Source organism: Methylobacterium sp. A54F (assembly GCF_053346035.1).
On record NZ_JBKFBF010000001.1, the window covers coordinates 85,453 to 110,155 of the forward strand.

The 24,703-nt window shown below is 73.0% G+C and carries 24 protein-coding genes; 10 read left to right on the forward strand and 14 right to left on the reverse strand.

Features of this window, described 5'->3' with window-relative positions:
• Window positions 1-41: 41 nt before the first annotated feature.
• Complete coding sequence (gene gshB / locus ACLBXP_RS00440; protein WP_447665546.1) at window positions 42-989, forward strand: glutathione synthase; 948 nt, start codon at window positions 42-44, stop codon at window positions 987-989.
• Between the two features lie 15 nt (window positions 990-1,004).
• Here the strand turns inward: gshB and ACLBXP_RS00445 are convergent, their stop codons facing one another.
• The gene (locus ACLBXP_RS00445; RefSeq protein WP_447665547.1) at window positions 1,005-2,561 is read right to left on the reverse strand and encodes a Na+/H+ antiporter; all 1,557 of its coding nucleotides are present in this window, start codon (window positions 2,559-2,561) and stop codon (window positions 1,005-1,007) included.
• 109 nt (window positions 2,562-2,670) lie between these two features.
• A complete protein-coding gene (locus ACLBXP_RS00450; RefSeq protein WP_447666195.1) occupies window positions 2,671-4,098 on the reverse strand; it encodes a carbohydrate porin in 1,428 nt (475 codons plus the stop codon).
• Window positions 4,099-4,326: 228 nt separating this feature from the next.
• On the opposite strand from ACLBXP_RS00450, the gene ACLBXP_RS00455 reads away from it, so the two are divergent.
• On the forward strand, window positions 4,327-5,922 hold the full coding sequence (locus tag ACLBXP_RS00455; RefSeq protein ID WP_447665548.1) for a gamma-glutamyltransferase family protein: 1,596 nt from the start codon (window positions 4,327-4,329) through the stop codon (window positions 5,920-5,922).
• 24 nt (window positions 5,923-5,946) lie between these two features.
• On the opposite strand, the gene ACLBXP_RS00460 is transcribed toward ACLBXP_RS00455, so the two are convergent.
• Window positions 5,947-7,503 (reverse strand): PepSY-associated TM helix domain-containing protein, encoded by a 1,557-nt coding sequence (locus ACLBXP_RS00460; protein ID WP_447665549.1) that lies wholly within the window; start codon window positions 7,501-7,503, stop codon window positions 5,947-5,949.
• Between the two features lie 10 nt (window positions 7,504-7,513).
• Entirely contained in the window at window positions 7,514-9,832 is a 2,319-nt protein-coding gene (locus tag ACLBXP_RS00465) for a TonB-dependent siderophore receptor (protein WP_447665550.1), read from the reverse strand.
• 266 nt (window positions 9,833-10,098) lie between these two features.
• Here ACLBXP_RS00465 and oxlT point away from each other — a divergent pair, with 266 nt between their 5' ends.
• Both oxlT and ACLBXP_RS00475 read left to right on the forward strand, forming a co-directional pair.
• On the forward strand, window positions 10,099-11,406 hold the full coding sequence (oxlT, locus tag ACLBXP_RS00470; protein WP_447665551.1) for an oxalate/formate MFS antiporter: 1,308 nt from the start codon (window positions 10,099-10,101) through the stop codon (window positions 11,404-11,406).
• Window positions 11,407-11,690: 284 nt separating this feature from the next.
• Entirely contained in the window at window positions 11,691-12,068 is a 378-nt protein-coding gene (locus tag ACLBXP_RS00475; protein ID WP_447665552.1) for a hypothetical protein, read from the forward strand.
• 73 nt (window positions 12,069-12,141) lie between these two features.
• Here ACLBXP_RS00475 and ACLBXP_RS00480 read toward each other — a convergent pair whose 3' ends face one another.
• Both ACLBXP_RS00480 and ACLBXP_RS00485 read right to left on the reverse strand, forming a co-directional pair.
• Window positions 12,142-12,651, reverse strand: coding sequence for an OsmC family protein (locus tag ACLBXP_RS00480; RefSeq protein ID WP_447665553.1), 510 nt, complete (start codon window positions 12,649-12,651; stop codon window positions 12,142-12,144).
• Window positions 12,652-12,721: 70 nt separating this feature from the next.
• Window positions 12,722-13,495 carry an ABC transporter ATP-binding protein gene (locus ACLBXP_RS00485; protein WP_447665554.1) on the reverse strand — a complete coding sequence of 258 codons (774 nt, stop codon included), beginning with the start codon at window positions 13,493-13,495 and terminating at the stop codon, window positions 12,722-12,724.
• 122 nt (window positions 13,496-13,617) lie between these two features.
• Here ACLBXP_RS00485 and ACLBXP_RS00490 point away from each other — a divergent pair, with 122 nt between their 5' ends.
• Both ACLBXP_RS00490 and ACLBXP_RS00495 read left to right on the forward strand, forming a co-directional pair.
• Complete coding sequence (locus ACLBXP_RS00490) at window positions 13,618-13,914, forward strand: hypothetical protein (RefSeq protein WP_447665555.1); 297 nt, start codon at window positions 13,618-13,620, stop codon at window positions 13,912-13,914.
• A 110-nt stretch (window positions 13,915-14,024) separates the two neighbouring features.
• The gene (locus ACLBXP_RS00495; protein WP_447665556.1) at window positions 14,025-14,240 is read left to right on the forward strand and encodes a hypothetical protein; all 216 of its coding nucleotides are present in this window, start codon (window positions 14,025-14,027) and stop codon (window positions 14,238-14,240) included.
• A 13-nt stretch (window positions 14,241-14,253) separates the two neighbouring features.
• On the opposite strand, the gene ACLBXP_RS00500 is transcribed toward ACLBXP_RS00495, so the two are convergent.
• Together ACLBXP_RS00500 and ACLBXP_RS00505 are read right to left on the reverse strand one after the other, a co-directional pair.
• Window positions 14,254-15,111: an ABC transporter permease gene (locus tag ACLBXP_RS00500; protein WP_447665557.1), complete on the reverse strand. Its 858-nt coding sequence runs from the start codon at window positions 15,109-15,111 to the stop codon at window positions 14,254-14,256.
• An 8-nt stretch (window positions 15,112-15,119) separates the two neighbouring features.
• Window positions 15,120-16,103 (reverse strand): aliphatic sulfonate ABC transporter substrate-binding protein, encoded by a 984-nt coding sequence (locus ACLBXP_RS00505; protein ID WP_447665558.1) that lies wholly within the window; start codon window positions 16,101-16,103, stop codon window positions 15,120-15,122.
• Window positions 16,104-16,328: 225 nt separating this feature from the next.
• Here ACLBXP_RS00505 and ACLBXP_RS00510 point away from each other — a divergent pair, with 225 nt between their 5' ends.
• A complete protein-coding gene (locus tag ACLBXP_RS00510; RefSeq protein ID WP_447666196.1) occupies window positions 16,329-19,193 on the forward strand; it encodes a [protein-PII] uridylyltransferase in 2,865 nt (954 codons plus the stop codon).
• Here ACLBXP_RS00510 and ACLBXP_RS00515 read toward each other — a convergent pair whose 3' ends face one another.
• Entirely contained in the window at window positions 19,194-19,595 is a 402-nt protein-coding gene (locus ACLBXP_RS00515; RefSeq protein ID WP_447665559.1) for a type II toxin-antitoxin system HicB family antitoxin, read from the reverse strand.
• A gap of 31 nt (window positions 19,596-19,626) precedes the next feature.
• A complete protein-coding gene (locus tag ACLBXP_RS00520; RefSeq protein ID WP_447665560.1) occupies window positions 19,627-19,836 on the reverse strand; it encodes a type II toxin-antitoxin system HicA family toxin in 210 nt (69 codons plus the stop codon).
• Window positions 19,837-19,976: 140 nt separating this feature from the next.
• Here ACLBXP_RS00520 and grpE point away from each other — a divergent pair, with 140 nt between their 5' ends.
• Window positions 19,977-20,603: a nucleotide exchange factor GrpE gene (grpE, locus tag ACLBXP_RS00525; protein WP_447665561.1), complete on the forward strand. Its 627-nt coding sequence runs from the start codon at window positions 19,977-19,979 to the stop codon at window positions 20,601-20,603.
• Here the strand turns inward: grpE and ACLBXP_RS00530 are convergent, their stop codons facing one another.
• From ACLBXP_RS00530 to ACLBXP_RS00545, 4 genes are all read right to left on the reverse strand, one after another.
• Window positions 20,604-20,972: a hypothetical protein gene (locus tag ACLBXP_RS00530; protein ID WP_447665562.1), complete on the reverse strand. Its 369-nt coding sequence runs from the start codon at window positions 20,970-20,972 to the stop codon at window positions 20,604-20,606.
• Window positions 20,973-21,073: 101 nt separating this feature from the next.
• Window positions 21,074-21,802 (reverse strand): outer membrane protein, encoded by a 729-nt coding sequence (locus tag ACLBXP_RS00535; RefSeq protein ID WP_447665563.1) that lies wholly within the window; start codon window positions 21,800-21,802, stop codon window positions 21,074-21,076.
• Between the two features lie 38 nt (window positions 21,803-21,840).
• The gene (locus ACLBXP_RS00540) at window positions 21,841-22,002 is read right to left on the reverse strand and encodes a hypothetical protein (protein ID WP_447665564.1); all 162 of its coding nucleotides are present in this window, start codon (window positions 22,000-22,002) and stop codon (window positions 21,841-21,843) included.
• 5 nt (window positions 22,003-22,007) lie between these two features.
• Complete coding sequence (locus ACLBXP_RS00545; RefSeq protein WP_447665565.1) at window positions 22,008-22,268, reverse strand: hypothetical protein; 261 nt, start codon at window positions 22,266-22,268, stop codon at window positions 22,008-22,010.
• 151 nt (window positions 22,269-22,419) lie between these two features.
• Here ACLBXP_RS00545 and ACLBXP_RS00550 point away from each other — a divergent pair, with 151 nt between their 5' ends.
• Window positions 22,420-23,268, forward strand: coding sequence for a DUF6502 family protein (locus ACLBXP_RS00550; protein ID WP_447665566.1), 849 nt, complete (start codon window positions 22,420-22,422; stop codon window positions 23,266-23,268).
• Between the two features lie 11 nt (window positions 23,269-23,279).
• Entirely contained in the window at window positions 23,280-24,677 is a 1,398-nt protein-coding gene (locus tag ACLBXP_RS00555; protein WP_447665567.1) for a DUF5666 domain-containing protein, read from the forward strand.
• Window positions 24,678-24,703: the final 26 nt, after the last annotated feature.

The following is a 24,703-nucleotide window of genomic DNA, read 5'->3' on the forward strand; positions in this document are numbered from 1 at the left end:
GACCCCGTGAGCGAAGACCCACGACGCCGGAGCTTCGAGCCATGGCCCTGACCGTCGCGGTCCAGATGGACCCGATCCAGTCGATCCGGATCCAGGGGGACACCACCTTCGCGCTCCTGCTGGAAGCGCAGGCGCGGGGCCACCGGCTGCTCTACTACACGCCCGACCGGCTCTCCCTGCAGGGGCGGCTGGTGACGGCGCGCGTCCAGGCGCTCTCCGTCCAGGACGTCGAGGGCGCCCACGCCACCCTCGGGGGAATCGAGCGGATCGACCTCGCGGAGGCCGACGTGGTGCTGATGCGCCAGGACCCGCCCTTCGACATGGCCTACATCACGGCGACCCACATCCTGGAGCGCCTGGGGCCCGGCACGCTGGTGGTCAACGACCCGGCCGAGGTGCGCAACGCCCCCGAGAAGCTCTTCGTTCTCGACTTCCCCGAACTGATGCCGCCGACGCTCATCACCCGCGACAAGGCGGAGATCGAGGCGTTCCGCACCGAGCACGGCACCATCGCGATGAAGCCGCTGCACGGGCACGGCGGTGCGGCGGTGTTCCGGGTCTCCGAGCAGGACCCGAACTTCGGGTCGATGTTCGACCTGTTCGGCGCGACCTTCCGCGAGCAGTGGGTGGTGCAGCGCTTCCTCGAGAAGATCACCGAGGGCGACAAGCGCATCATCCTGGTCGACGGCGAGCCGATGGGGGCGATCAACCGGGTGCCGGCCCTCAACGACATCCGCTCCAACATGGTGCGGGGCGGGGCCGCGGCGGCCTCGGACCTCACCGAGCGCGAGCGCGAGATCTGCGCGACGATCGGGCCGGAGCTGCGGGCCCGCGGCCTGATCCTCGTCGGCATCGACGTGATCGACGGCCACCTCACCGAGATCAACGTCACCTCCCCCACCGGCGTCCGGGCGATCCGCCGCCTCGGCGGGCCGGACCTCGCGGCGGCGACCTGGGACGCGATCGAGGGCCGCCTCGGGCGTGGGTGAGGCGGGCGGCGCCCCTCACGTCTCCTCGCGCGGCGTCGCGTTGAGCTCGGCCCAGTCGAACTCCTCCTCCAGCACGAAGTAGGCGTCGTCGCCGATGCGGCCCTCCCGGCGCAGGCGCAACGCCGTGCCGCGGGCGGCCTCGATGGCGCGGCGGCGGGCGGCGTCGGCCGGCAGGCTCTCGGGGGCGCGGCCCTCCTCGTGCGCCTCCGCCTCCTCCAGGGCCTCCTGGAATTCCTCCCGGAGGGCCGCGACGGAGCCGCCCTCCTCGCTCTCCAGGCTGCGGAGCGCCGCCGCGTAGGCCTCCGCCCGGGCGCGGCCGACCTCGCGGCCCACCGGGTCGTCGTCCTCCAGCCGCAGGCGCCGCAGCAGAGGGCCGAGCGTCAGGCCCTGCAGGACCAGCGTGCCGAGCACGGTGCAGAAGGCCGTGAACACGATGAGGTCGCGGTAGGGGAATCCGCCGTTCGCGCCCCCCTGCGGCAGCGCGAGGGCGGTGGCGATGGTGACGATGCCGCGCATGCCCGACCACGCGATCGCCGACGAGGCGCCGAGGCCGAGGACGTGGTGGGCCGCGCCCCTGTGCCGGGAGCGGAGCCGGGCGAGGCCGCTCGCGGACAGCACCCAGGCGACCCGCGTCGCGACCACGGTGAGGAACACGACGATCCCCATCCAGAGCGCCGTCGTCTGCTCGGCGCCCTCCAGGCGCTCGAGGATCGGCCCGATCTGGATGCCGATCAGCACGAAGGCGAGGACGTTGAGCACGAACACCGCCGTGTCCCAGACGGAGTTCGAGAGGATGCGGGTGCGCGGCGGCGTGATCCCGGGGGTGTAGCGCGCCACCGTGATCGCGAAGGTGACAACCGTGAGGACGCCCGAGAGCCCGATCCCCTCGGCCGCGATCCAGATGCCGAAGGCCGCCACGAACTGCAGCACGATGATGCTCGCGGAATCGCGGAAGCGGCGCATCCCCGCGACGTAGCCGAGGGCGAGGAGCGGCCCGGCCACGAGGCTGCCCACCACCCCGACGAGGAAGGTCGGGACCACCTCCTGGACCGTGAAGTGCCCCGTGATCGCGGCCGCGACGCCGAGGCGGTAGATCAGGAGCGAGCTCGCATCGTTGAGCAGGCTCTCGCCGCGCAGGATGGTGACGAGCCGGTGCGGCAGGGAGACGTGGGCGAGCACCGAGAGCGCGGCCACCGCGTCCGGCGGCGCGACGATGGCGCCGAGCACCACGCAGGCGGCGAGCGGCATCCCGGGCACGAGCCAGTGCGTGACGAGGGCCACCGCGAGGGTCGTCACCGCCACGGCCCCGAGGGCGAGGCCGGCGATCGGCCGCCAGTTCGCCTTCAGGTCCCGCAGGGAGGTGTCGTAGCCGGCATCCAGCAGCACGGGGGCGAGGAACAGGGCGAGCGCCAGCTCGGGATCGAGGCGCAGGTTCGGCACGCCCGGCACGAAGGCCAGCGCCATGCCGCCGAGCGCCAGGAAGGCCGGATAGGGGGCGCCCACGCGGCGCGCGAGCGCAGCCAGCAGGACGGCGCCGAACAGGACGCCGACGATCCACTCGAAAACTTCCATGATGCAACAACGTAGGGCGGCGGCCTCGGGTCAGAACGCCCAGGGACCAGCGCTCGGGGACCAGCGCTCGGGGACCAGCGCTTAGGGGCCGGCAGTCAGGGGCCGGCGCTCAGTACTGGACGGTCGCCCGCGCGCCGAGCACGACGGCGCTCTTCACGCGCCGGCCCTGCGGGTCCGCCGTGCCGGCGCCGGGGTGCAGGACGAGCTGCAGGTCCGGCTGCACCGTGAAGCCCGGCACCACCAGGGCCTGGTAGGTCGCCTCGATCACGGTCTCGGCCTTGCGCACCGGCATGTTGGCACCCCCGAGGAAGATCGCGTCGCGGTCGGCGCCGCGGGCGGCGCGGCCGATCCGCGCATGGGCGACGCTGAGGCCGATCGTGTCGTCCTCGCGGCCCTCGAACAACCCCTTGTAGGCGAAACCGGCATCCAGGTAGGCGTCGACGAGGCTGCTGCGGCTCGGCGAGACGGCGGCGCGCACGAAGGCGCTGAGGCCCTCGTCGTTCCGCTCGGGCTCGGCGTAGAGCGTCTGGTCGAGGATCGCGTAGATCCCGGCATTGCCGCGCAGGCGGCGGGCGATGCCGGTCGAGGCCGGGTCGGCGAGCGGGCGGCCCATCGTGTCGAGGCGGGCGTCCTCGAAGCGGCCGAAATGCTGCCAGCCGCCGAGGGTCACCGAGCCCGGCAGCTCCTTGGCGTGCTCCTCGATGTTATAGGCGTAGGTCGCCTCGGCGACGATCAGCGCCGGGTCGTGGGTGCGGAAGTTGGTGCCGGTGCGGTTGAGGCGCTGCGCCTCCGGGTCCTCGCCCGGGCGGTTCGCCCCCGCCGGATCGCCGTCGTAGAGGCCGACTTGCAGTGAGAAGTTGCGGTTCGGCGTGAACTTGGCGCGGATCGCGGGGGAGGCCAGCGGGTAGGCCGGGCCGCCGCTCGGCAGGTCGAGGCCGGTGATCGCGGGCCAGCCGAAGGTGGAGTTCACGAACAGGGTCGCGGTCTGGCTCACGAAGAACTCGGTGTCGGCCGCCTGCTGGCCGATGCGCAGGCCGAGCTTGCCGTCGAACAGGCTCTGGTCGAACCACAGCACGTAGAGCCGGGTGGAGGGCAGCGCCTCGATCACGCTCGTGGAGAGGAGGTTGCCCACGTAGTAGCGCGACAGGCCGGTGCCGTGGATGAAGTAGGCGTTGGCGTGGATCGTCCCCCCCTCCCACCCCGCGAGGGTCTGGAGGTTGAGGTTGAGGCGCAGGTTCAGGCGATCCTCGACGACCGCCCCCTGGCGCAGGCCGCCGACGGGGTTGCCGAGCACGTCCGCGATGTAGGTGAGGCTGTACTCGATGCCCCGCGCCTTCAGGCCCGGACGGATGCCGAGGGGGTCGGCGAGGGGGCCGAGATAGGGCTCGACGGAGCGCACGTAGCCGCCCGAGGCCTGGCTCGTCGTCTCGGGCTGGGCGATGGCGGTGCGGGGATCGGCGCCCGCGCCCTCGAAGGTCGGCGCGAACAGCGACTGGGCGGCGGCCGGCAGAGCGCCCGGCAAGGCTCCCGCGAGCAGCGCGGCGAGGCCGCAGGCGGCTGCGCGCCGGACCCGGCGGCCGTGCGGGATGCCCCCCTCCTTCAAGCTCGGTCTCCCGGTTGCCGCGACACCGCCAAGCTACAACCTCCGGCATATATTATGTCAGGGCAATCCCCGGCGGCCCCCGGGGCGCCTTCCAGCGGCCGCGTCCACGGGTTAAGCCCGCTGGGTCCGCCCCTTGCAGGGCAGCCGCCCATGGAAGCCCCCATGCTCGAAACCCCCGTCTTCGGCGACAGCGCCGTCGCCGCCCCCCACAGCCTCGCCGCGGAGGCCGGCCGCACCGTGCTGGCGCAGGGCGGCAACGCCGTCGAGGCGATGATCGCCATGGCGGCCGCCATCGCCGTGGTCTACCCGCACATGAACGGCATCGGCGGCGACGGCTTCTGGCTGGTGCGCGAGCCGGGGGGCCGGGTGCGCGGCATCGAGGCCTGCGGGCCGGCCGGGAGCCTCGCGACGATCCGGCGCTACCGCGAGAAGGGGCTCGACGCGATCCCCTCCCGCGGGCCGGACGCCGCCGTGACGGTGGCCGGCACGGTGGGGGGCTGGAGCCTCGCCCACGACCTCGCCCGGGCGCTCGGCGGCCGGCTCCCCCTCGGCACCCTGCTGGCGGACGCGATCCGCCACGCCCGCGCGGGCGTCGCCGTCTCGGCCTCGGAGGCCCGCTACGTGCCGAAGGAGCTCGACACGCTCCACGACGCCCCGAACTTCGCGCAGACCTTCCTGAAGGACGGCAAGCCCTGGCCGCAGGGCGAGACCCGGGCCCTGCCGGCGCTCGCCGCGACGCTGGAGCAGCTGGCCCATGCGGGCCTCGACGACTTCTACCGCGGCGACGTCGGCCGCGAGATCGCCGCGGACCTGGAGCGCCTCGGCGCGCCGGTGACCCGGGCCGACCTCGCGGCCTACCGACCCCGCGAGCGGACGGCCCTGTCGCTGCGGCGGCGGGACGCGACGCTCTACAACTTCCCGCCGCCCACGCAGGGCATCGCCGCGCTGCTCATCCTCGGCCTGTTCGACCGGCTCGACGTGCGGACGCCCGAGACCCTGGCGCACTACCACGGCCTGATCGAGGCGACGAAGCGGGCCTTCGCGATCCGCGACCGCATCGTCACCGACTACGACCGGCTGCGGGTCGACCCCGCGTCGTTCCTGACGCCCGACAGCCTCGCCCGGGAGGCCGCGGCGATCGACATGGGGCGGGCGGCCACCGTGCCGGTGCGCGCGGCGGACGGCGACACCGTCTGGATGGGCGCGATCGACCGCGACGGCCTCGCGGTCTCGTTCATCCAGTCCATCTACTGGGAGTACGGCTCCGGCACGGTGCTGCCGAAGACCGGCATCCACTGGCAGAACCGGGGCATGTCCTTCGCCCTCGACCCGAACGCCGTGAACCCCCTGGAGCCGGGCCGGCGCCCGTTCCACACCCTGATCCCGGCGCTCGCCAGCTTCGACGACGGCCGGGTGATGGCCTACGGCTCGATGGGCGGGGACGGCCAGCCCCAGTTCCAGGCCCAGATCTTCACCCGCTACGCCGATTTCGGGATGAGCCCCGCCGAGGCGGTCGATCGGCCGCGGCTCCTCTACGGCCGCACCTGGGGGGCCGAATCCCTCACCGTGAAGGTGGAGGACCGCTTCGATCCCGGCTGCATCGACGCCCTCGCCCGCATGGGCCACGAGATCGAGGCGCTCGGCGGCTCCTACATCGACTCCCTCGGCCACGCCGGCATGCTGATCCGCGCGCCCCGCGACGGCCGCATCGAGGCGGTGCACGACCCGCGCTCGGACGGCGGCGCGCTGGGGCTGTGACGCGGCGGGCCGCGCGTCATCGCCTCAGGCGCGCCCGGCCGCCGACACCGCGCTCCGCGCCTCCGCGGCCCGCCGGACGGGAGCGGGCGTGACCGCACGGCCGGCCGCCTTGCGGGCCGCGAAGGCGGCGAGGCCGGCCAGCGCCAGCATGGCGGCGTCGAAGGCGAGCATCAGGCCGAGGGGCGGGTGCGGGCTCGTCAGGGCGTCCGCGAGCGGCACGGCCGCGAAGGCGAGGGCTGCGGCGGCCAGCATCTCGGTCCAGGCCCGGGCCCGCGGCCGGGCGAGGGGCACCAGGGCCGCGAGAAGCCAGGCCGCGAAGAAGGCCCGCACCTCCCACTCGGCGCGCTCGGCGAGACCCAGCGGCAGCAGGCGGTTCGCCAGGAAGTAGGCCGCGATGCCGATGGGCAGGCCCGCGATCGTGCCGATGTTGAGCGCGCGCACGAGGTGCAGGGAGGCGGGCTCGGCCGCGCCCGCCTTCGGCACCCGCGCCACGGCCCAGAGGACGAGCCCCGTGCCCACCATGGCGGTGCCGGCGAGCCCCGCGAGGAAGAACAGCGCCCGGAGCGCCGGCCCCGCGAAGTGCGCCTCGTGCAGGCCGACGAAGGTCGAGGAGGCGTGGGTCGCGGGCCCCAGCACGCCGGCCGTCCCCAGCACCGCGCCGGTGGCCCCGTCGAAGGCGACCTGCGGGTGGCGGTGCGCGAGGCCGCGCGGCTCCTCGAACACCGCGACCACCGTCGCGGCGGCATCGCCCGGGTTGTTCACGACGAGGCGCTCCAGGGGCTCGCCCACCATCGCGGCCGCCCGCTCCACCATCGGCCCGAGGGGGGCCAGCGTGCCGGGCTGCCGGGTCGGCGGGCGCGGGGCGGTCACCTGGCCGGATTCGGCGAAGTAGCGCTGGCTGTCGCCCTGGTAGGCGGTCTGCACGCCCCAGGGCATGTACATCAGCGCGAGCGTGACGAGCCCCGAATAGGTGATCATCAGGTGGAAGGGCAGGCCGAGCACGCCCGCGACGTTGTGGGCGTCGAGCCAGCTCCGCTGGGCCGACCGCGCCTGCCGCCGGAAGGTGAAGAAATCCGTGAAGATGCGCCGGTGGGTGACGATGCCGCTCACGAGCGCCACCAGCATGATCATCGCGCAGATGCCGACGATCCAGCGGCCCCAGAGCGGGGCCATGTGCAGCTCGAAATGGAAACGGTAGAGGAAGTCCCCGCCCCGCGTGTCCCGCACCGCCAGGGGCGCTCCGGTGGCGGGGTCGAGGAGCGCCCGGCCCGGCGGCTCGCCGGGGCGGGTGCGCCAGAAGACCTCCAGCACCGGCCGCTCGGCGGTCGGCAGCGTCAGGAACCAGGTGCGGGCGCCCCCCGCATGGGCCTGCAGATGGGCGGCGCCGCGCTCCGCGGCCCGGCCGAGGGCCGCGGCGTCCGGCTCGGCCGCCGCGGTGAGCTCGGGCCGCATCCAGCGCGAGATCTCAGGCCGGTAGTAGCTCGCCGTGCCGGTCACGAAGACCGCGAACAGCACCCAGCCGACCACGAGGCCCGACCAGGCATGGAGCCAGGCCATCGACTGGCGGAAGCCGGTGCGCATCGGGGCCCTCCTACCAGCGGTAGCGCAGGGTGGCGTAGACGGTGCGCGGCAGCCCGTAGAAGCAGCTCGAATAGGCGAAGCAGCCGGTCACGTAGCGCTCGTCGAGGAGGTTCTGGGCGTTGAGCTGCAACTGGAAGCCCGCGAGTGTCGCGTCGAGGTGCCTCAGGTCGTAGCTGAGGACCGCATCGAGGAGCACGCTCGACGGCACCTTGAAGGTGTTGGCCGGGTCGCCCCACGAGGGGCCGAGATAGCGCACGCCGCCGCCGAGGCCAAGGCCGAGGAGCGGGCCCGACGTGAAGCGGTAATCGACGAACAGCGAGGCCGTGGTGTCGGGGATCTGCACCGGCCGCAGGCCCGCGAGCGGCACCTGGACGTTGGTGAGCTGGTTCAGGGTGAGGCTGGTGTCCTGGGTGTTGCGGGCGTCGAGCAGCGAGAAGCCGCCGATCAGGGTGAGGCCCTCCGCGACGTTCGCCCGCGCCTCGAACTCGACGCCCTGCACGCCGACCTCGCCGGTCTGGATGCTGAAGCCCTGGTTGGCGGGGTCGGCGTTGAGCGTGCCGGTGCGGCGGATGTCGAAGGCCGCGGCGGTGAGCAGGATGTCGGTGCCCGGCGGCTGGTACTTGATGCCCGCCTCGTACTGGTTGCTCGAGATCGGGTTCGGGACGCGGCCCGTGGTGCCGAAGGCCGGATCGAAGATGCGCCCGCTGGTGATCGGCTCGAACGCCTCGCTGTAGGAGACGTACGGCGCGAAGCCGGAATCGAACAGGTAGAGGAGGCTCGCGCGGTAGGTGAAGGCGTCCGCCGGCACGTCCTGCGTGGCGACGGCGCCGGTGGCGAGCGTCCGGGTCGGTCCGGAGGTGCGGGCGGTGTCGTAGCGGCCGCCGAGGGTCAGGACGAGGCGGTCGAGCCTGATCTGGTCCTGGACGTACACGCCGGTCTGCTCGGCGGTGATCCGCGCGTCCGAGGTGAAGGCCGGCGTCGGGATGTTCATGTCGTAGTTCGGCGCCAGCACGTTCAGGGCCGGCGCGGTCGGGAACGGGCTCGCGAGCGTCCGGGTCCGGAAGCTGCGGTGATCGACGCCGAGGAGGGCGGTGTGCCCGAGGATGCCGGTGTCGAAGTTCGCCACGAGGTTGTTGTCGATCGTCCAGGCGTCGATGCCGACCTGGTTCGCGATCCGCGAGCGGTTGATCAGCGGGCCGCTGGCGAAGGGGCCGGTCGAATCCGAGAAGGCGCTGTAGACGCTGCGGTAATCGCCCTCCGAGCGCAGGTAGCGGCCGGCCGAGTGGAAGCGCAGCCCCTCGCCGAAGCGGTGATCGAACAGGTAGCTGATCGAGGCCTGCGTGCGGTCGGAGCGCTCGAAGTTGCGGTCGCCGTCGTAGAAGTCCACCGGCAGGCGCCCGACGAGCCCGCTGCCGAAGTTGCGCGGGAACACCGTGCCGACCGCCGGGAAGCCGCCGTAGAAGCCCGAATAGGGGTCGCGCTGATAGTTGCCGATCACCGTGAGCTGGGTGTCCGTCGAGGGCCGCCAGGTCAGGCTCGGGTTGATGAAGAAGCGCTCGACCTCGGTGGTCTTGGCCGGGCCGTCGCCCTTCCAGCCGAGGCCGATCACCCGGTAGGCGAACTGGTCGGCGAGGGGACTGGCGAACGGCCCCGTCTCGGCGGCGAGCGGCCCGCCCACGTCGAAGCCGCCGCGCACCTCGTTGAAGCCGCCGCCCTGCACGAAGATCTCGCCGTGGCGCACGAACTGCGGCACCTTCGAGACGAGGTTGACGATGCCGCCCGGGCCCGACTGCCCGTAGAGCACCGAGGCCGGCCCCTTGATGATGTCGACGCGCTCCAGCCGGAACGGGTCGACGCTCGGGAAGGCGTCGCGGCTGCCCGGGAGCGGCAGCCCGTCGAGGAACAGCGGCGCCGTGAAGCCGCGGATGTAGAACTGCTCCAGCCGGGTCGAGCCGGCGCCGCCGCGCTGCTCGGTGGTGACGCTCGGCGTGTAGCGCAGCGCCTGGTTGATGGTGAGCGCGTTCTGGTCCTCGATCTGCTTGCGGCCGATCACCGAGACCGACTGCGCGGTCTCCAGGATCGGCGTGTCCGTCTTGGTGCCGACGACACTTCGCGTCGCCACGTAGCCCCGCACCGGGCCGACCGCGCCGCCCGGCGCGTAGAGGGCGTCGCCGGCGCGCCCGGCGCCCGCGACGCTGAGCTCGTCGAGCTGGACGCTGCCCGCCTCCTGCGCCCGCGCGGCGGCGAGGCCGAGGCCCGTCAGCATGGTCGTGGCAAGGGCCAGCCGAAGGAGCCCGTCCCGGCCGGATGGTGAAGCAGTGCAACGCATGGACCCGGTCCCCAGGCCGCGCTGATCCGCGGCGCTTTTTCCGGCGCGATGCTTTTCGCTCACGCCGTTGTGAGCAGTTGCTTAGCGAAAATACCGAAGCCAGATCAACGTCGATCTTATGGAATCATTCCAGCTTGATGTAGAACCGTTCTAATACTTGTACATGCGGTCCGGTTCGGTTGCGTCGGCAACGCGTGCACAACCAAAGGTTTCGTGCATACAATGGCACGGAGATTGCCAAGGGCTCCGCGGTCAAGGAGCGTATTATGGATTCACTCTCGTCGCGCCGCCGCTGGGTTCAGCTCGGCCTGGGCCTGCTCGTCATGATGACGATCTCGAGCCCGCAATACGTGTGGACGCTGTTCGTGAAGCCGTTCCAGGCGACGACCGGCGCGGGCCTGCCGGCCGTGCAGGTCACCTTCACGCTGCTGATCGTCCTGCAGACCTTCTTCTCGCCGGTGCAGGGCTGGCTCTGCGACCGCTTCAGCCCGAAGGTGATGATCGCCCTCGGCGCCGCGATCAGCGGCCTCGGCTGGGTGGCCGCCTCCTCGGTGGATTCGCTCATCGGGCTCTACGCCACCTACGGCCTGCTCTGCGGGCTCGGCACCGGCATCGTCTACGTCGGCGTCGTCGGCCTGATGGTGCGCTGGTTCCCGGACCGCCGCGGCTTCGCCGCCGGCATCGTCGCCGCGGGCTACGGCATGGGGGCGATGATCACCACCTTCCCGATCACCGACATGATGGCGGCCTCGGGGTATCGCCACACCCTGATGGTGTTCGGGCTCATCCTCGGCGCGGTGGGCTTCCTGGCCGCGCTCGGCCTGCGCGCGCCGCTGGCCGGCGAGGTTCCGGCGGCCGAGCCCGCGCGGGCCGTCCAGGTCACATCGCAGATCCCCCAGCAGGTCACCCGCGACGTGGCGCCGCGCGAGATGCTGCGCACGCCGCTGTTCTGGTTGATGTTCGCCATGATGACGATGATGTCGACGGGCGGCCTCATGGTGGTGGCGCAGTTCGCGGCCTTCGCGCGGGAGTTCGGCGTCGCCGACGCCCTCGTGTTCGGCTTCGCGGCGCTGCCCTTCGCGCTGACCTTCGACCGCATCACCAACGGCCTGACGCGACCCTTCTTCGGCTGGGTCTCGGACAACATCGGGCGCGAGCAGACCATGGCGATCGCCTTCGCGCTGGAGGCGGTGGCCATCGCGGTGCTGCTGATCTTCCGCGAGAACGCCTACGCGTTCGCGCTCCTGTCCGGCGTCGTGTTCTTCGCCTGGGGCGAGATCTTCTCGCTGTTCCCCTCGACGCTGACCGACACGTTCGGGACGAAGCACGCCACCACGAACTACGGCTTCCTCTACATGGCGCAGGGCGTCGGCTCGCTGCTGGGGGGCCCGGTGGCGGCCCTGATCCACGACGCGGCGGGGAGCTGGATCCCGGTCTTCTCGATCGCGATCGTGCTCGACCTCGTGACGGCCACCCTCGCCTGGTTCGCCCTGCGGCCGATGCGGCGCAGCTACCTCGGCGCACCCGGCGCGGTCGCGGCGGATCCCGTGGCGATCAGGCCGGCGCTGGGCTGAGCGGGGCGCGGAGACCCGCGCGAGGCGAAGCGTGGCGGTGCGGGTTCCCTCCCGCACCGCCACATTCGTGTTACTGCACCGCGACAAATTCTCGCTATTCGCGCAATCATGCAAGATAAGCAACTGATCTGCATAATATTTTCATAGTTTTGATGTGCGAATGCGCACGTGAATCGATACTGCATCGCACCATATGCCGGTCATCGCAGGCAGCGCAGCCGACGAGCCGAGGCGAAATCCCGCTTCGACTTCGGCGACTGCGCCCGATGACAAGGATAGTATCGATGAAGAACCGTCTCGCCTCTGCCGGCCTCGCCCTCGGCCTCATCGCCGGCCTGCCGGCCGCCGCCCTGGCGCAGGGCTACGCGGGCTACGGCAGCCAGAGCTACGAGGTCGACGCCTACGGTCGGCCGACCCTCAACGTCTGGGGCGCCCGGGTGAACCCGACGAACGGCTCCGACGGCCTGCTCGGCCTGCCGGCCGCGGCGGTCGGCGGTGCCACCGCGATCGTCGGCGCGCCCCTCGGCGCCACCTACAACGTGCTGACGACGGGCTCGGTCGCCCCGCGCGGCGCCATCGACTCGGCCAAGGCCGGCAACGCCAACCAGCAGGCCCGCCCGGTCCGCCAGTACGGCAACACCGCCGGCGGCACCCTCGACTGAGCCGGCATCCCACCCGGGACCTGATCGACGGCGGCGAGGCCCGATGGCTTCGCCGCCGTTTTTCGTCGTGTCCTCAGCCGCGGGCGGCGCTCACGGCGAGCTCGGGCTTGTGGTTGAGGGTCTGGAACACGACGCAGTAGCGCTCCGTCAGCTTGAGGAGCTGGTCGAGCTTCTCCTGCGGCGCGTCCGTGTCGAGGGCGAAGGACAGGCGGATCGCCCGGAAGCCCACCGGCGCCTCCTTGTCGACCCCGAGCGTGCCCCGGAAGTCGAGGTCGCCCTCGGCGCTCACCGTGCCGGCGCGCAGCGGGATCTCCAGGGCGGTCGCCACCGCCTTCACGGTGACGCCCGCGCAGGCGACGAGGGCTTCGAGCAGCATGTCGCCCGAGCAGAGCTCGGCGCCGGAGCCGCCGGTGGCCGGGTGCAGCCCCGCCACCGCCAGGGCCCGGCCGGTCTCGACCTTGCAGGCGATGCTCGTGTCGTCGAGGGAGCCCTTCGCCTTCAGGGTGATCACCGCCGAATCCGGGGCGTTGCGGTACTGGTCCTTCAGGGGCGCCTGAAGCGCGCGCAGGGTCGTGGCGTCCATCGTCGTCTCCTCGCTGGTCGGTTCGTCCGGGATCGTCTTGTCCGGCCGGGGCCATAGCCCGGCCGGCGCCTCACCACCAGTTCGCGGTCTGGGGTTGCGCCGCCGCCCGCTGCGGGCGCAGCGAGCGGTCGAGGGCGGCGAGGATGCTGCGGGTGGCCGCCTCGCTCTGCGGCGCCGTCGGGTCGCGCGGGCGCGGCAGCGGCAGGGTGATCGCGTCGTCGAGGCGCCCGGGGCTCGGGCGCATCACCACCGCCCGGTCGGCCAGGGCCACCGCCTCGCCGACGTCGTGCATCACGATCAGGATGGTCGGGCGCACCTCCGCCCAGAGCGCGAGCAGGTGCCCGTGCAGGTCGCGGCGCGTGAAGGCGTCGAGCGCCGAGAACGGCTCGTCGAGGAGCAGCACCCGGGGGTTCGTCACGAAGGCGCGGGCGATCGAGACCCGCTGCTGCTGGCCGCCCGAGAGCTCCCGCGGCCAGCGCCGCGCGTGCCCGGAGAGACCCACCCGCTCCAGCGCGTGGGCGACGCGAGCCCGCTGCTCGCCGCGCGGCCGGTCGGCGAGCCCGAAGCCGACATTCTCGGCGACGCTGAGCCAGGGCAAGAGCCGCGGCTCCTGGAAGACGAGGCCGACGCCGGCATGGGGCGCCGCGATCGTCTCGCCGTCGAGGCGGATGCTGCCGGCGCTCGCCCGGTCGAGCCCGGCCACGAGGCGCAGCAGGGTGGTCTTGCCGCAGCCCGACCCGCCGATCAGCGCGACGATCTCGCCCGCCGGCACCGCGAGGTCGACGGCCTCGAGCGCCCGGGTCCCGTCCGCATAGGTCTTCGAGAGGCGTTCGATCTCGAGCACGCTGCACCCTCGCTCACGGAACACGCGTCAGGGCAGGAGCGGCCGCCCTGTCGCCGGAATGGCACAGGGCGGACGGCGCTGCCAATGCTAAGCCGTCCCCGACCCTTCGGAGTGCGGGGACGATGCTGCGGACGACCGCCCGGACGATCCTTTTCGCGATGATCCTCGCCGCGGACGCCGGGCCGGGCCGGGCGGCCGACCTCGGCCCCGCGGACCGCGGCGGCGGCCCGCCCGCCGGCCGCTTCCTCGCGACCTGCGAGGATCTCGGGCAGTTCTGCAGGGCCGAGACCTGCGGTCGCGACCAGATCGACGCCGCCCTCGGCTGCCGGGCCGCCTGCCCGAGCGGGGTCGTGCTCTCCGTGGTGCCGGCCCGCTGCCCCCTGCCCTCCGTCCGCGTCACCCTCCGCCGGAAGGGGTGAGGCGCGAGAGAAAAAGTCGGAGAAAAGTCCGGCAACGAAACATCCGGAGACGCATTAACCCAGGCTAACAGCGGCCATGGGCCGCAGGAGACACACGAGCGAGAGGAACGGTGCCCCCACGCGCGGATGCGGCACCCTGGTCACCGATGCATCACAAGAACGATCTCCAGCCGCCCCGTGCCGGGGCCACGTCGGACCCGGTCCTGTACGGCGTCGCCCACGGGCTCGCCGAGCTGTTCCCGCCGGTCGACCTGTCCGGGCGCCCGATCCGCGACGAGGGTCAGGGCGACGGCGGCGAGCCCGCCGAGGACGGCAGCGAAGACTAGGAATCCGCCGTCGTCACAGCGCCTCGCGCGCCGTGTCCTGCCAGCGCACGAGCGGGTTCGTGAGGGCGACGAGGAGCGCGTCGGCGATCTTGCCCACCACCGCGAAGGCGATGATGGCGGCGAGGATCTGCTCCGGCTTGCTGAATTGCTGCCCGTCGACCAGCAGGTAGCCGAGGCCCTCGGACGCGCCCATCAGCTCGGCCGCCACCACGAACAGGAAGCCGAGGCCGAGGCCGGTGCGCAGCGCCACCAGCGTCGCGGGCAGCACGGCCGGCAGCAGGATGCGGCGCACCAGCGCCCCTTTCGAGAGGCGGAAGATCCGGCCCACCTCCACGAGCTTGCGATCGACCGAGGCGATGGCGCCCGCGACCCCGACATAGACCGGGAAGAACACGCCCACCGCGATGAGCGTCACCTTCGGCGTCTCCAGGATCCCGAACCACAGGATGAACAGCGGCACCCAGGCCAGCGAGGGCACCGCCCGGAGCGCCTGGAGGCTCGGGTCCACGAGCCAGCGCAGCACGGGCAGCGTGGCGACGAGCGCGCCGGCCAGAATGCCGGCGCCCGCCCCGAACAGGAAGCCGAGCCCGACCCGCACGAGCGTCGCCTGGACGTGGACCCGGAGATCGCCCGAGGCCGCGAGTTCGAGGAGCGTGGCGCCGATCCGGCTCGGGCTCGGCAGCAGGCGCCCCTGCGCGAGGCCCGTGCGCACCGCGACCTCCCAGGCGAGCGCCAGGGCGAGCGGCAGCAGCAGGCCGAGGGCGAGGCGCCGGACGCCGAGCGCCGCGCCCCCGAGAGCCCGGCCGCGGCCCGCCCCGGGGCGCGGAGCCTCCGAGGGAGTTTCCGGAGTAGCCTCCGGGGAGACCTGCACGGGCGTGCTCAGCGGGCGGGGGCCGGGTTGAAGGCGGGGTCGATCAGCCCGTCGACCGCGGCCGCGACGTCGGTGCCGGCCGGGATCACGCCGGCCTGCTGCAGGGCGAGCCCCGCGGCCTTGATCGTCTCGGCCTGGGCCGGGCCGATGGCCGGGCGCGACAGGTCGGTCCGCTCGATCTGCCGGGCGATGACGGGCTCGGGGAGCTTCGTCGCGGCGACCAGCGCCGCCTTCAGGGCGTCCGGGTTCTTGAGCGCGTAGGCGCGGGCCTCCTCGTAGGCCGCGATGACCGTGCGCACGAGGTCCGGATGCTCCTTCGCGAAGGCCTCGCGCACGTCGAGCACGCCCCAGGTGTTGGCGTCGGCGTCGCGGAAGAAGAGCACGTCGTCGTTCTCGATCTCGGCCGCGGCCATCATCGGGTCGAGGCCCGCCCAGGCATCGACGTCGCCGCGGTCGAGGGCCGTGCGGCCGTCCGCGTGCTGCAGGAGGACGAGCTTGGCGTCGCGCTCGGTGAGCCCCGCGCCCTGGAGCGCCCGGATCAGGAAGATGTGCGGGTCGGTGCCCCGCGTCACCGCGATGCGCTTGCCCTTGAGGTCCGCGGGCTTGGCGATGCCGGTGTCCTTGCGGGTGACGAGCGCCGTCCATTCCGGCCGCGAGTAGGCGTAGATCGCCTTGATCGGGTTGCCGTTGATGCGGGCGAGGAGCGCCGCGGCGCCGGCCGACGAGCCGATGTCGATGGCGCCGCCGTTGAGGAATTCCAGCGCCTTGTTGGAGCCGAGCGACTGGACCCAGCGCACCTTGATGCCGCGGGCCTTGAGCGCCTCCTCGAGGAACCCCTTGTCCTTGAGGAGGAGGCTGACCGGGTTGTAGGTCGCCCAGTCGAGGCGGATCTCCTTGACCTCGTCCGCGGCGGCGGGACCGGACAGGGCGGCGAGCGCGACGAGCGCGGCACCGAGGACGCTGCGGCGCAGCAGTGAGCGGTCGAGGCGCATGGCGTATCTGTCCCTCGCGGCCGGGCCCGACGCGGCCCACAGGACCATCAGCTAGGCAATCGCGTTCGGTACGTCAAACGGATTTTCCGCAGGATAGAACGACCCCGGCGAGCTGCAGCCCCGCGAATGCAGCGTCGCGAAGTCCGGTTGTGCGCAACCGCTGGCAGGCGGCCCGCGACGTGCTAAGGGCTCCCACCTCCATTCGTGCTGCGTCTCGCGCAGTGCATCCGTCCTCGGTGCCGTCAGGCGTGTCGTGAACGCAGCGCGGATGGCCGTGGGGACCCCAACGGGAGCACCATGTTCGACGCCGTCGCCGCCCTCGACAAGGTCCTGGACTCGCTCGACCGGGAGGCCCGCGAGCCGACGAAGCTGCGCGCCGCCCTGGTCCCGGAGCTGCGCGCGGTGATCGAGCGCGGCCACAAGGAGGCCGAGAAGCTGCTGATCCGGAGCCGCGACGGCGTCGCCTGCGCGCGCTACCTGAGCCGGCTCACCGACGCGGTGGTTCGCGCGATCCACGACGCGGTGGTCTGGCGGCTCTACCCGAACGACAACCCCTCCACCGGCGAGCAGCTCGCCATCGTGGCGACCGGCGGCTACGGCCGGGGCACCATGGCCCCGGGCTCGGACATCGACCTGCTGTTCCTGCTTCCCTACAAGCAGACGGCCTGGTCCGAGAGCGTCGTCGAGGCGATGCTCTACGTGCTGTGGGACCTCAAGCTGAAGGTCGGCCACGCCACCCGCTCGGTGGAGGAGTGCCTGCGCGAGGCCCGCGCCGACATGACGATCCGCACGGCGCTCCTCGAGGCGCGCTTCCTGTTCGGCTCCCGCACGCTGTTCGAGGCGCTGGTGACGCGCTTCGACGCCGAGCTCGTCGTCGGCTCGGCCGCCGAGTTCGTGGACGCGAAGCTGCGCGAGCGGGACGGGCGCGTCACCAAGGCCGGCTCCTCGCGCTACCTCGTCGAGCCGAACGTCAAGGACGGCAAGGGGGGCCTGCGCGACCTCAACACCCTGTTCTGGATCGCCAAGTACACCTACCGGGTCCGCGACCAGGCCGAGCTCGTCGCCGCCGGGCTGTTCACGCCCGAGGAGTACAAGCTGTTCGAGCGCTGCGACGAGTTCCTGTGGCGGGTGCGCTGCCACCTGCATTTCGTCACCGGCCGGCCGGAGGAGCGGCTCTCCTTCGGGCTGCAGCCGAAGATCGCCGAGCGCCTCGGCTTCACGGCCCGCGGCGGCCTGTCGGGCGTCGAGCGCTTCATGAAGGCCTACTTCCTGATCGCCAAGGACGTCGGCGACCTCACCGCCATCGTCTGCGCGGAGCTGGAGGCCCGGCACGCCAAGCGCACGCCGGTGCTCGACCGCTGGATCGGCCGCTTCCGCGACCGCTTCCGCGCCACCGCCATCGAGGCCGAGGATTTCTGGATCGACCACGGCCGGGTCAACGTGCGCGCCGAGGACGCCTTCGAGCGCGACCCCGTCAACCTGATCCGCCTGTTCTGGCTCGCCGACCGCCACAACCTGCCGATCCACCCGGACGCCAAGCGCCTCGCCAGCCGCTCGCTCCGGCTGATCGGCCACTCCCTCCGCGCGGATGCCGAGGCGAACCGCCTGTTCCTCGACCTCCTGACCTCGAAGAACTCGCCGGAGACCATCCTGCGCCAGATGAACGAGGCCGGCGTGCTCGGCCGCTTCATCCCGGATTTCGGGCGCATCGTGGCGATGATGCAGTTCAACATGTACCACCACTTCACGGTGGACGAGCACCTGCTACGGACCCTCGGCACCCTCAACGCCATCGAGTCGGGCCGCGTCGAGGAGGAGTATCCCCTCGTCTCGCGGCTGATCGGCACGATCCACAACCGCACCGCCCTCTACGTGGCGATCCTCCTGCACGACATCGCCAAGGGCCGCCCCGAGGACCACTCGATCGCGGGCGCGGCCATCGCCCGCAAGCTCGGGCCGCGCTTCGGCCTGTCGCAGGCCGAGGTGGAAACCGTCGCCTGGCTCGTCGAGCACCATCTCCTCATGTCGATGACGGCCCAGAGCCGCGACCTCTCGGACCCGAAGACCATCGAGAAGTTCGCGAGCGTGGTGCAGACGCTGGAGCGCCTGAAGCTCCTCGCCATCCTGACGGTGGCCGACATCACGGCGGTCGGCCCCGGCGTCTGGACCGCCTGGAAGGGCACGCTGATCCGCACCCTCTACGACGAGACCGAGGTGGTGCTCTCAGGCGGGCACTCGGAGATCGCCCGCACCGACCGGGTGCGGCTGATCCAGATGGCGCTGCGCGAGCAGCTCTCCGACTGGTCGTCCGAGATCTTCGACGCCTACGCGGCGCGCCACGGGCAGGCCTACTGGCTGAAGGTCGAGGCGGTGCGCCAGTTCAAGAACGCGGGCTTCCTGCGCCGGACCACCGAGGAGGGCCGCACGGTCGCGACCGACGTCGAGACCGATCCGGTGCGGGGCGTCACCGAGCTGACGGTCTACTCCCCCGACCATCCGCGGCTCCTCGCCATCATCACCGGCGCCTGCGCGGCGGCGGGGGGCAACATCGTGGACGCCCAGATCTTCACCACGAGCGACGGCTTCGCCCTCGACTCGATCTTCATCTCCCGCGCCTTCGAACGGGACGAGGACGAGATGCGCCGGGCCCGCCGCATCACCGCGGCGATCGAGCGGGCGCTCAAGGGCGAGATCCGCATCGCCGACCTCGTGGCCGACAAGCATCCGCCGGTCTCGGGCCGGGCCAAGACCTTCCTGGTCCCCCCCGACATCTCGATCGACAACGCCCTGTCGAGCCGGGAGACGGTGGTGGAGATCACCGGCCTCGACCGGCCGGGCCTCCTCTACGAGCTGACCACGGTCCTGAGCCGGCTCTCGCTCAACATCACCTCGGCGCACGTCGCCACCTTCGGCGAGCGGGCGGTCGACGTCTTCTACGTCACCGACCTCACCGGCACCCGGGTGACGCAGCCCGACCGCCAGGCGGCGATCCGCGCGGCCGTGATGGAGGTGTTCGCGGGCGACGTGGCGGCCCTCAAGGCGGAGGGCCTCGAGGCGCTCGTCGCCGCCCCGCCTCCGCGGGAGGCGTGATCAGCCGGGGCCGAGCCGTGCGGCGGCCGCCCGCGCCAGGAAGCCGGAACGGCTCTCGCCCGCGGCGCGCGCAGCCCGGTCGATGCGCCTGAGCAGGCTTTCCTCCAGGGAGATGTTCACCCGGACGGCGCGGCTCGGCAGATCGACCTCGATCAGCCCGACCAGCGCACCGGCGCTGTCCTGCGCGAAGGTCGGGTCGTGCCGCACGGCGTCGAGCGTCCGCGCCACGGGAACCGGGTCCCCGTCCTCGACGAGTCCGGCCACGTGGAAGGCCAGCATCTCGGCGGCCTTGGCATAGAGGGTGTCGAGGTCCGCCGCGACGGTCGTCGCACCCGGAAAGTCCGGAAACGACGCGCCGAAGCGGCCGTCCTGCTCGTGAATCAGCGCGACGACGCGTGCCATGCCCGAGGCTCCCGTGCTGAGGGCCGAGCGCTCACCAAGCCCAGCCAGCCTGACGATAGATGCTGCGCAGCGTGCCGAGCGGAATTTCGGGCTCGCCGGTGTCGACCGTCACCTTGCCGGGCTTCTCCGGGTGCTTGAACTGGACGTGATCGCCGGGCCCGCGCCGGGCGACCGCCCAACCGTCCGCGCGCAGCGCCGCCAGCACGTCGCGGGTTCGTCGGCTCCGGCTCACCGGCGTCATGGGAGACGTCCCGAAGGAGACTGCGCTTCATCGTGTGTTTCGTTACACACCCGGCGCCGGGCGGCAATCGGGTTGATTTCGTTGCCCCCGCGCCTGATATCAGCGCCGAAATCCCATCCCTCCCCGACGACTGAATCGCGATGATGAGCAACGACATGGAGCACGACGACCGGCACCAGGACGCGGCCACGCCCGGTCCGGGCGCGGCCTCGCAGGCCGGCGCCGCCCAGGTGGACGGCGCGGGCGAGACGCAGCCCGGCGGCGAGGCGCTGGCGGCGGTGACGGCCGAGCGCGACGAGATGAAGGACCGCCTGCTGCGCACCCTCGCCGAGATGGAGAACCTGCGCCGGCGCACCGAGCGCGAGGTGGCGGACGCCCGCACCTACGCGGTGACGAACTTCGCCCGCGACATGCTCAACGTCGCCGACAACGTGCGGCGGGCCCTGGAGAGCGTGCCGGCCGGCGAGCGCGAGGCCGCCCAGGGGTCGCTGAAGGGCCTCCTCGACGGCATCGAACTCACCGAGCGCGACCTCGCCAAGACGCTGGAGCGCCACGGCGTGAAGCCGGTGGAGCCGCAGGGCCAGCGCTTCGACCCGAACCGCCACCAGGCGATGTTCGAGGTGCCGAACGCCGAGGTGCCGGCCGGCACCGTCGTGCAGGTGGTGCAGTCCGGCTACGTGATCGGCGAGCGCGTGCTGCGCCCGGCCCTCGTCGGCGTCGCCAAGGGCGGCCCGAAGGCCGCCGCCAGCCCCGCCGACGCGGCCTGATCAGTCGAGGCAGGGCAGGACGAGCGCCCCGTCCGCGATGAAGCGGGCGGTGCCGCGCAGCCCGTCCGGTGTGCGCGGGTCCTCGGCGATGAGGCCAGCCTCCGCGTGCAGGCGGTCGTGGCAGGCGCAGTGCGGGAGCTGCCCGCTCGCCGGCTCCGGCGTGCAGGCATCGTGATGCATGCAGGCCCGGTCGAGGGCATCGACCGGCGGGTAGCCGGGGCCGCGGTTGCCCGGCCCGCAGAAATTGCCGTGGATCAGGAGCGCGCCCCGCCTCGCGTCCAGGCGCGGCAGATCCTGGGCGAGCGCCCCGAGACCGATGCCGGAGAGGCAGAGGCTCAGGGCGAGGGCGAGATGGGGTCTGACGGTCACGGCGGGTCCCTCCTGCGGGTGGCCACCTCTACCGCCAAGATGGCACAGGCCCGTGACGGGACAACCTGTGCGGACGGCGCCTGCGTAGAGCGCGCCGCCCCTCAGAAGCGGTAGTTGAGACCCGCCCGCACGAGGCCGAAGCCGGACTCGGCGCGGCCGCCGCCGTAGTAGGCCGGCACCGTCGCGTCGTAGACGGTCGCGCCCGAGAAGCGGCGGGCGAGGTTGACGTAGAGTCCCTCGATCTTCGCCGAGAGCTTGTCGGTGAAGGCGTATTCGAGGCCGCCGCCGACCGCGTAGCCGGTGCGGGTGGTGTCCGGCAGGGCGTACGGATAGGCGGCCGCGGCGGCCGAGCGCGCCCCGCCCCCGTAGGCGAAGCCCCCGGTCCCGTAGATCAGGACCCGGTCGAAGGCGTAGCCGACGCGGCCGCGCACCGTCCCGAAATAGTCGAGGCTCGGCCGCACGCCGTAGTAGGGGGTGGTGCCCAGGTACGCGGCATCGGCCTTGGCGAAGGCGGTGCCCTGGATGTCGGCCTCGACGCCCAGCACGAAGCCGGAGCCCGGTGTGAACTGATAATTGTAGCCGATCTGGCCGCCGCCCGCGAAGCCGCCGCCCGAGCGGCCGCCCGTCACGGTGCCGTAGGTCGGGTCCTCGAAGCGTCCCGACCCGCCCCGGAACGCGTAGCCGGCGTTCACGCCGACGTAGAGGCCCGTCCAGGTGAAGGCCGGCGGCAGGGGCAGGAGCGGCGGGGCTTGCCGGGCCGGCAGGTCGGCCGCGAGGGCGTGCGTCGCCGCAGCGAGGCCGAAGGCGGCCGCCGGAATCGATTTGAGCATGAGGGTTTCCTTGTGGGGCCTGCGGAACCGCTCCGGCCTCAGAGCGCCAGTACGAGCAGGCCGACGATGGTGACGGCCAGGATCATGCAGATGGCGAGGTCGAGGACCTGGGCTCCGCCGCAGGGGTGTCGATCGGGCTCGGCCATGGCGCGGCTCGGGAAGCCGGCATCCGCGATGCCGGTGCTCGGAAGGGTCGTCACGACCTTCACCGGGGGCTCGGTGCCGCGGTCGCGACCCGGAGGGTGGTCGCCGCCGCGCCGGAGGGGAAGGGCGCGGCGGCGACCGGCCCGGTCCGCGGGGTCGCCGGGCGGTGGACCATGTCCGCGGCGGCGCTCCCGAGGACGGGCAGGGCGAGGGCCGCGAGGCCGCACAGGCCCCGCAGCAGGTGAACGGACCGCAGCGGTCGTGCGGCGGCGCGGGGCGTCAGGCGGAGCGGCGATCCGCCGGAGAGGTGGTTCGGGATCATCGCGCCTTTCCGTCCTGTTGGCGTGGGAAATTTGACCACGCCGCCAAGCTACGTGTGCAAATTTCCCACGTCAACAGGAATTCGACGGTCGCAGGTGCGCGTCCGCACGCTGTGGGATTGTATCCCACACATGGACCGGTAAGCTGCCGCCATGTCCGAGATCGGTCAGACCGCCCCGGAGGGCGCCGACCTGCACGCGCCGGTGGCCCGGCTGCTGCGCCCCTTGGTGCGCCTGTTCGTGGCCCGGGGGATCACCTTCCCGGCGCTGACCAACCTCCTGCGCGAGCTCTACGTGAACGTCGCCGAGTACGACTTCGCCCTGCCCGGCAAGGAGCAGACGGACAGCCGCGTGAGCCTCCTGACCGGGATCCACCGCAAGGAGGTGCGGCGCCTGCGCGGGGCGGGCGCGCCGGTCAGCGCCGTGCCCGCCGCCGTCTCGCGCACCAGCCGGATCATCGCCCGCTGGCTCGCGGACCCGCGCTTCACCGATGCCGAGGGCCGCCCCCTGCCCCTGCCCCGCGCCGCGGAGGGCGAGGCGCCCTCCTTCGAGAGCCTCGTCGCGGGCGTCACCCGGGACCTTCGCCCCCGCGCGGTGCTCGACGAATGGCTCGACCGCGGCCTCGCGACCCTGGACGCGGAGGAGCGGATCGTGCTCGCCGAGAGCGCCTACGTGCCGAAGGGCGGCGGCGAGCCGCAGCTCTACTATTTCGGCCGGAACCTGCACGACCACATCGCGGCGAGCGTCGCCAACATCACCGGCGAGGCGCCCCGCTTCCTGGAGCGGGCCGTGCACTACGACGGCCTCTCGGCGGAGCTCGCCGCGCGGCTCGAGCGGCGCGCCCGCGAGATCGCCATGGAAGCGCTGCACAAGGCCAACCGCGAGGCGCACGCCGCCTGCGAGACCGACCCGGGCGGCGACCATCGCTGGAACTTCGGCCTCTACGTCTATGCCGAGGCGCCGGCCGCCCCGGACGCCGCCCCGGCCGACCCGAGCGCCTGAGGAGCGGCCGCTTGCGCCAGCCCGCCCCGCATCGCCGCCGCGTCCTGCACCTGCTGGCAGGCGTCGCGGGCGCCCTCCTGCCGGGCGCCCTCCCGCCGGGCAGCGGCCTCGCCGCGCCGGGAGACGCCCCGCGGGACCAGGGCATCGGCGGCACCGGCGCCCGCCCGGCCGAGGAGCCCGGCGGCAGCCCCCTCGGCGAGGGGGACCGGGGCATCGGCGGCACGGGGGTCATCGGCACGATCCGCCGCTTCGGGTCGATCATCGTCAACGACCTGCGCATCGCCTACCCGAAGGACGTCGCGGTGGAGATCGACGGGGTGCCCGCGCGCGCGGCGGATTTGCGCATCGGCCACGTCGTCCGGGTGGTGGCCCGCCCGGAGGGCGACGGCCTCGCGACCGGACGGATCGCGGTGACGAGCGAGGTGGTGGGGCCCGTCGAGGCGGTGGCGAAGGGTGGCCTCACGGTCCTCGGCCAGAGGGTCTCGACCGCCGGCCTCAAGGGGCGCTGGGCGGTCGGCGAGCGCGTCGCCGTGAGCGGCCTGCGCCGGCCGGACGGTGTGATCGTGGCGAGCCTCGTCGAGGCGCGGGGTCCGGGGCCCGCCCGGGTCGCCGGGCCGGTGCGGCGGGGGGCGGACGGCACGCCGATGATCGGGGGCCTGCGCCTCGACGGCGCGGGGGCCGGGCTCGTCGGGCGCCGCGCCCTGGTCACCGGCGAGCCCGTCGCCGGTGCGGCCGGCCTCGCGGTGGCGCGGGCGGTACCGGCGGAGGCGGGCTTCGTGCCGGGCCTCAGGCGCGTCTCCATCGAGGCCTATATCGGCCGGCGCGGCGACCGCATCGCCCTCGGCTCCGGGCTGCCGGTCAGCGGCTCCCCGAGCGCCGAGATCCCCCGGCGCGGCAGCGTGCGGGCCGTGCTCACCACGGACGTCGCCGCCGACGGCCGCCTCACCGTCGAGCGCCTGCGCGTCGAGGACCGCATCGCTCCGACCAGCCCCGAGCGCGGGATCGACCGCCCCCCCGGAGGCCCGCAATCGCCCCGCTTCGAGCGCCTGCCGGACCGGCTCGATCCGCGCGGAGGCTCCGGCCTGCGGGAGGGCCTCGGCCCCCGCGGCGGCCTGCCGGACCGGGGTCCGGGCGGCGTCGGCGGACCCCGCGGGCTCGACATCGACACCCGCACCGCACCGGGCCCTGCCGGCGGCTTCGGGGGGCCTGCCGGCGGCTTCGGGGGTCCCGCCGGGGGCGTCGGAGGGCCCCCGGGCGGGTTCGGCGGCGGCAATTTCGGGGGCGGCAACCTCGGGGGAGCGGTCGGAGGCCCGGGCGGCCTCGCGCCCGGGGGCGGGCCGGGGGGTGGCCTGCCAGGAGGCGGCCTGCCAGGAGGCGGCCTGCCCGGGGGTCTCGGCGGGCGGCGCTGAGCGCCGGCCCGGACCGCCCGGTCGCG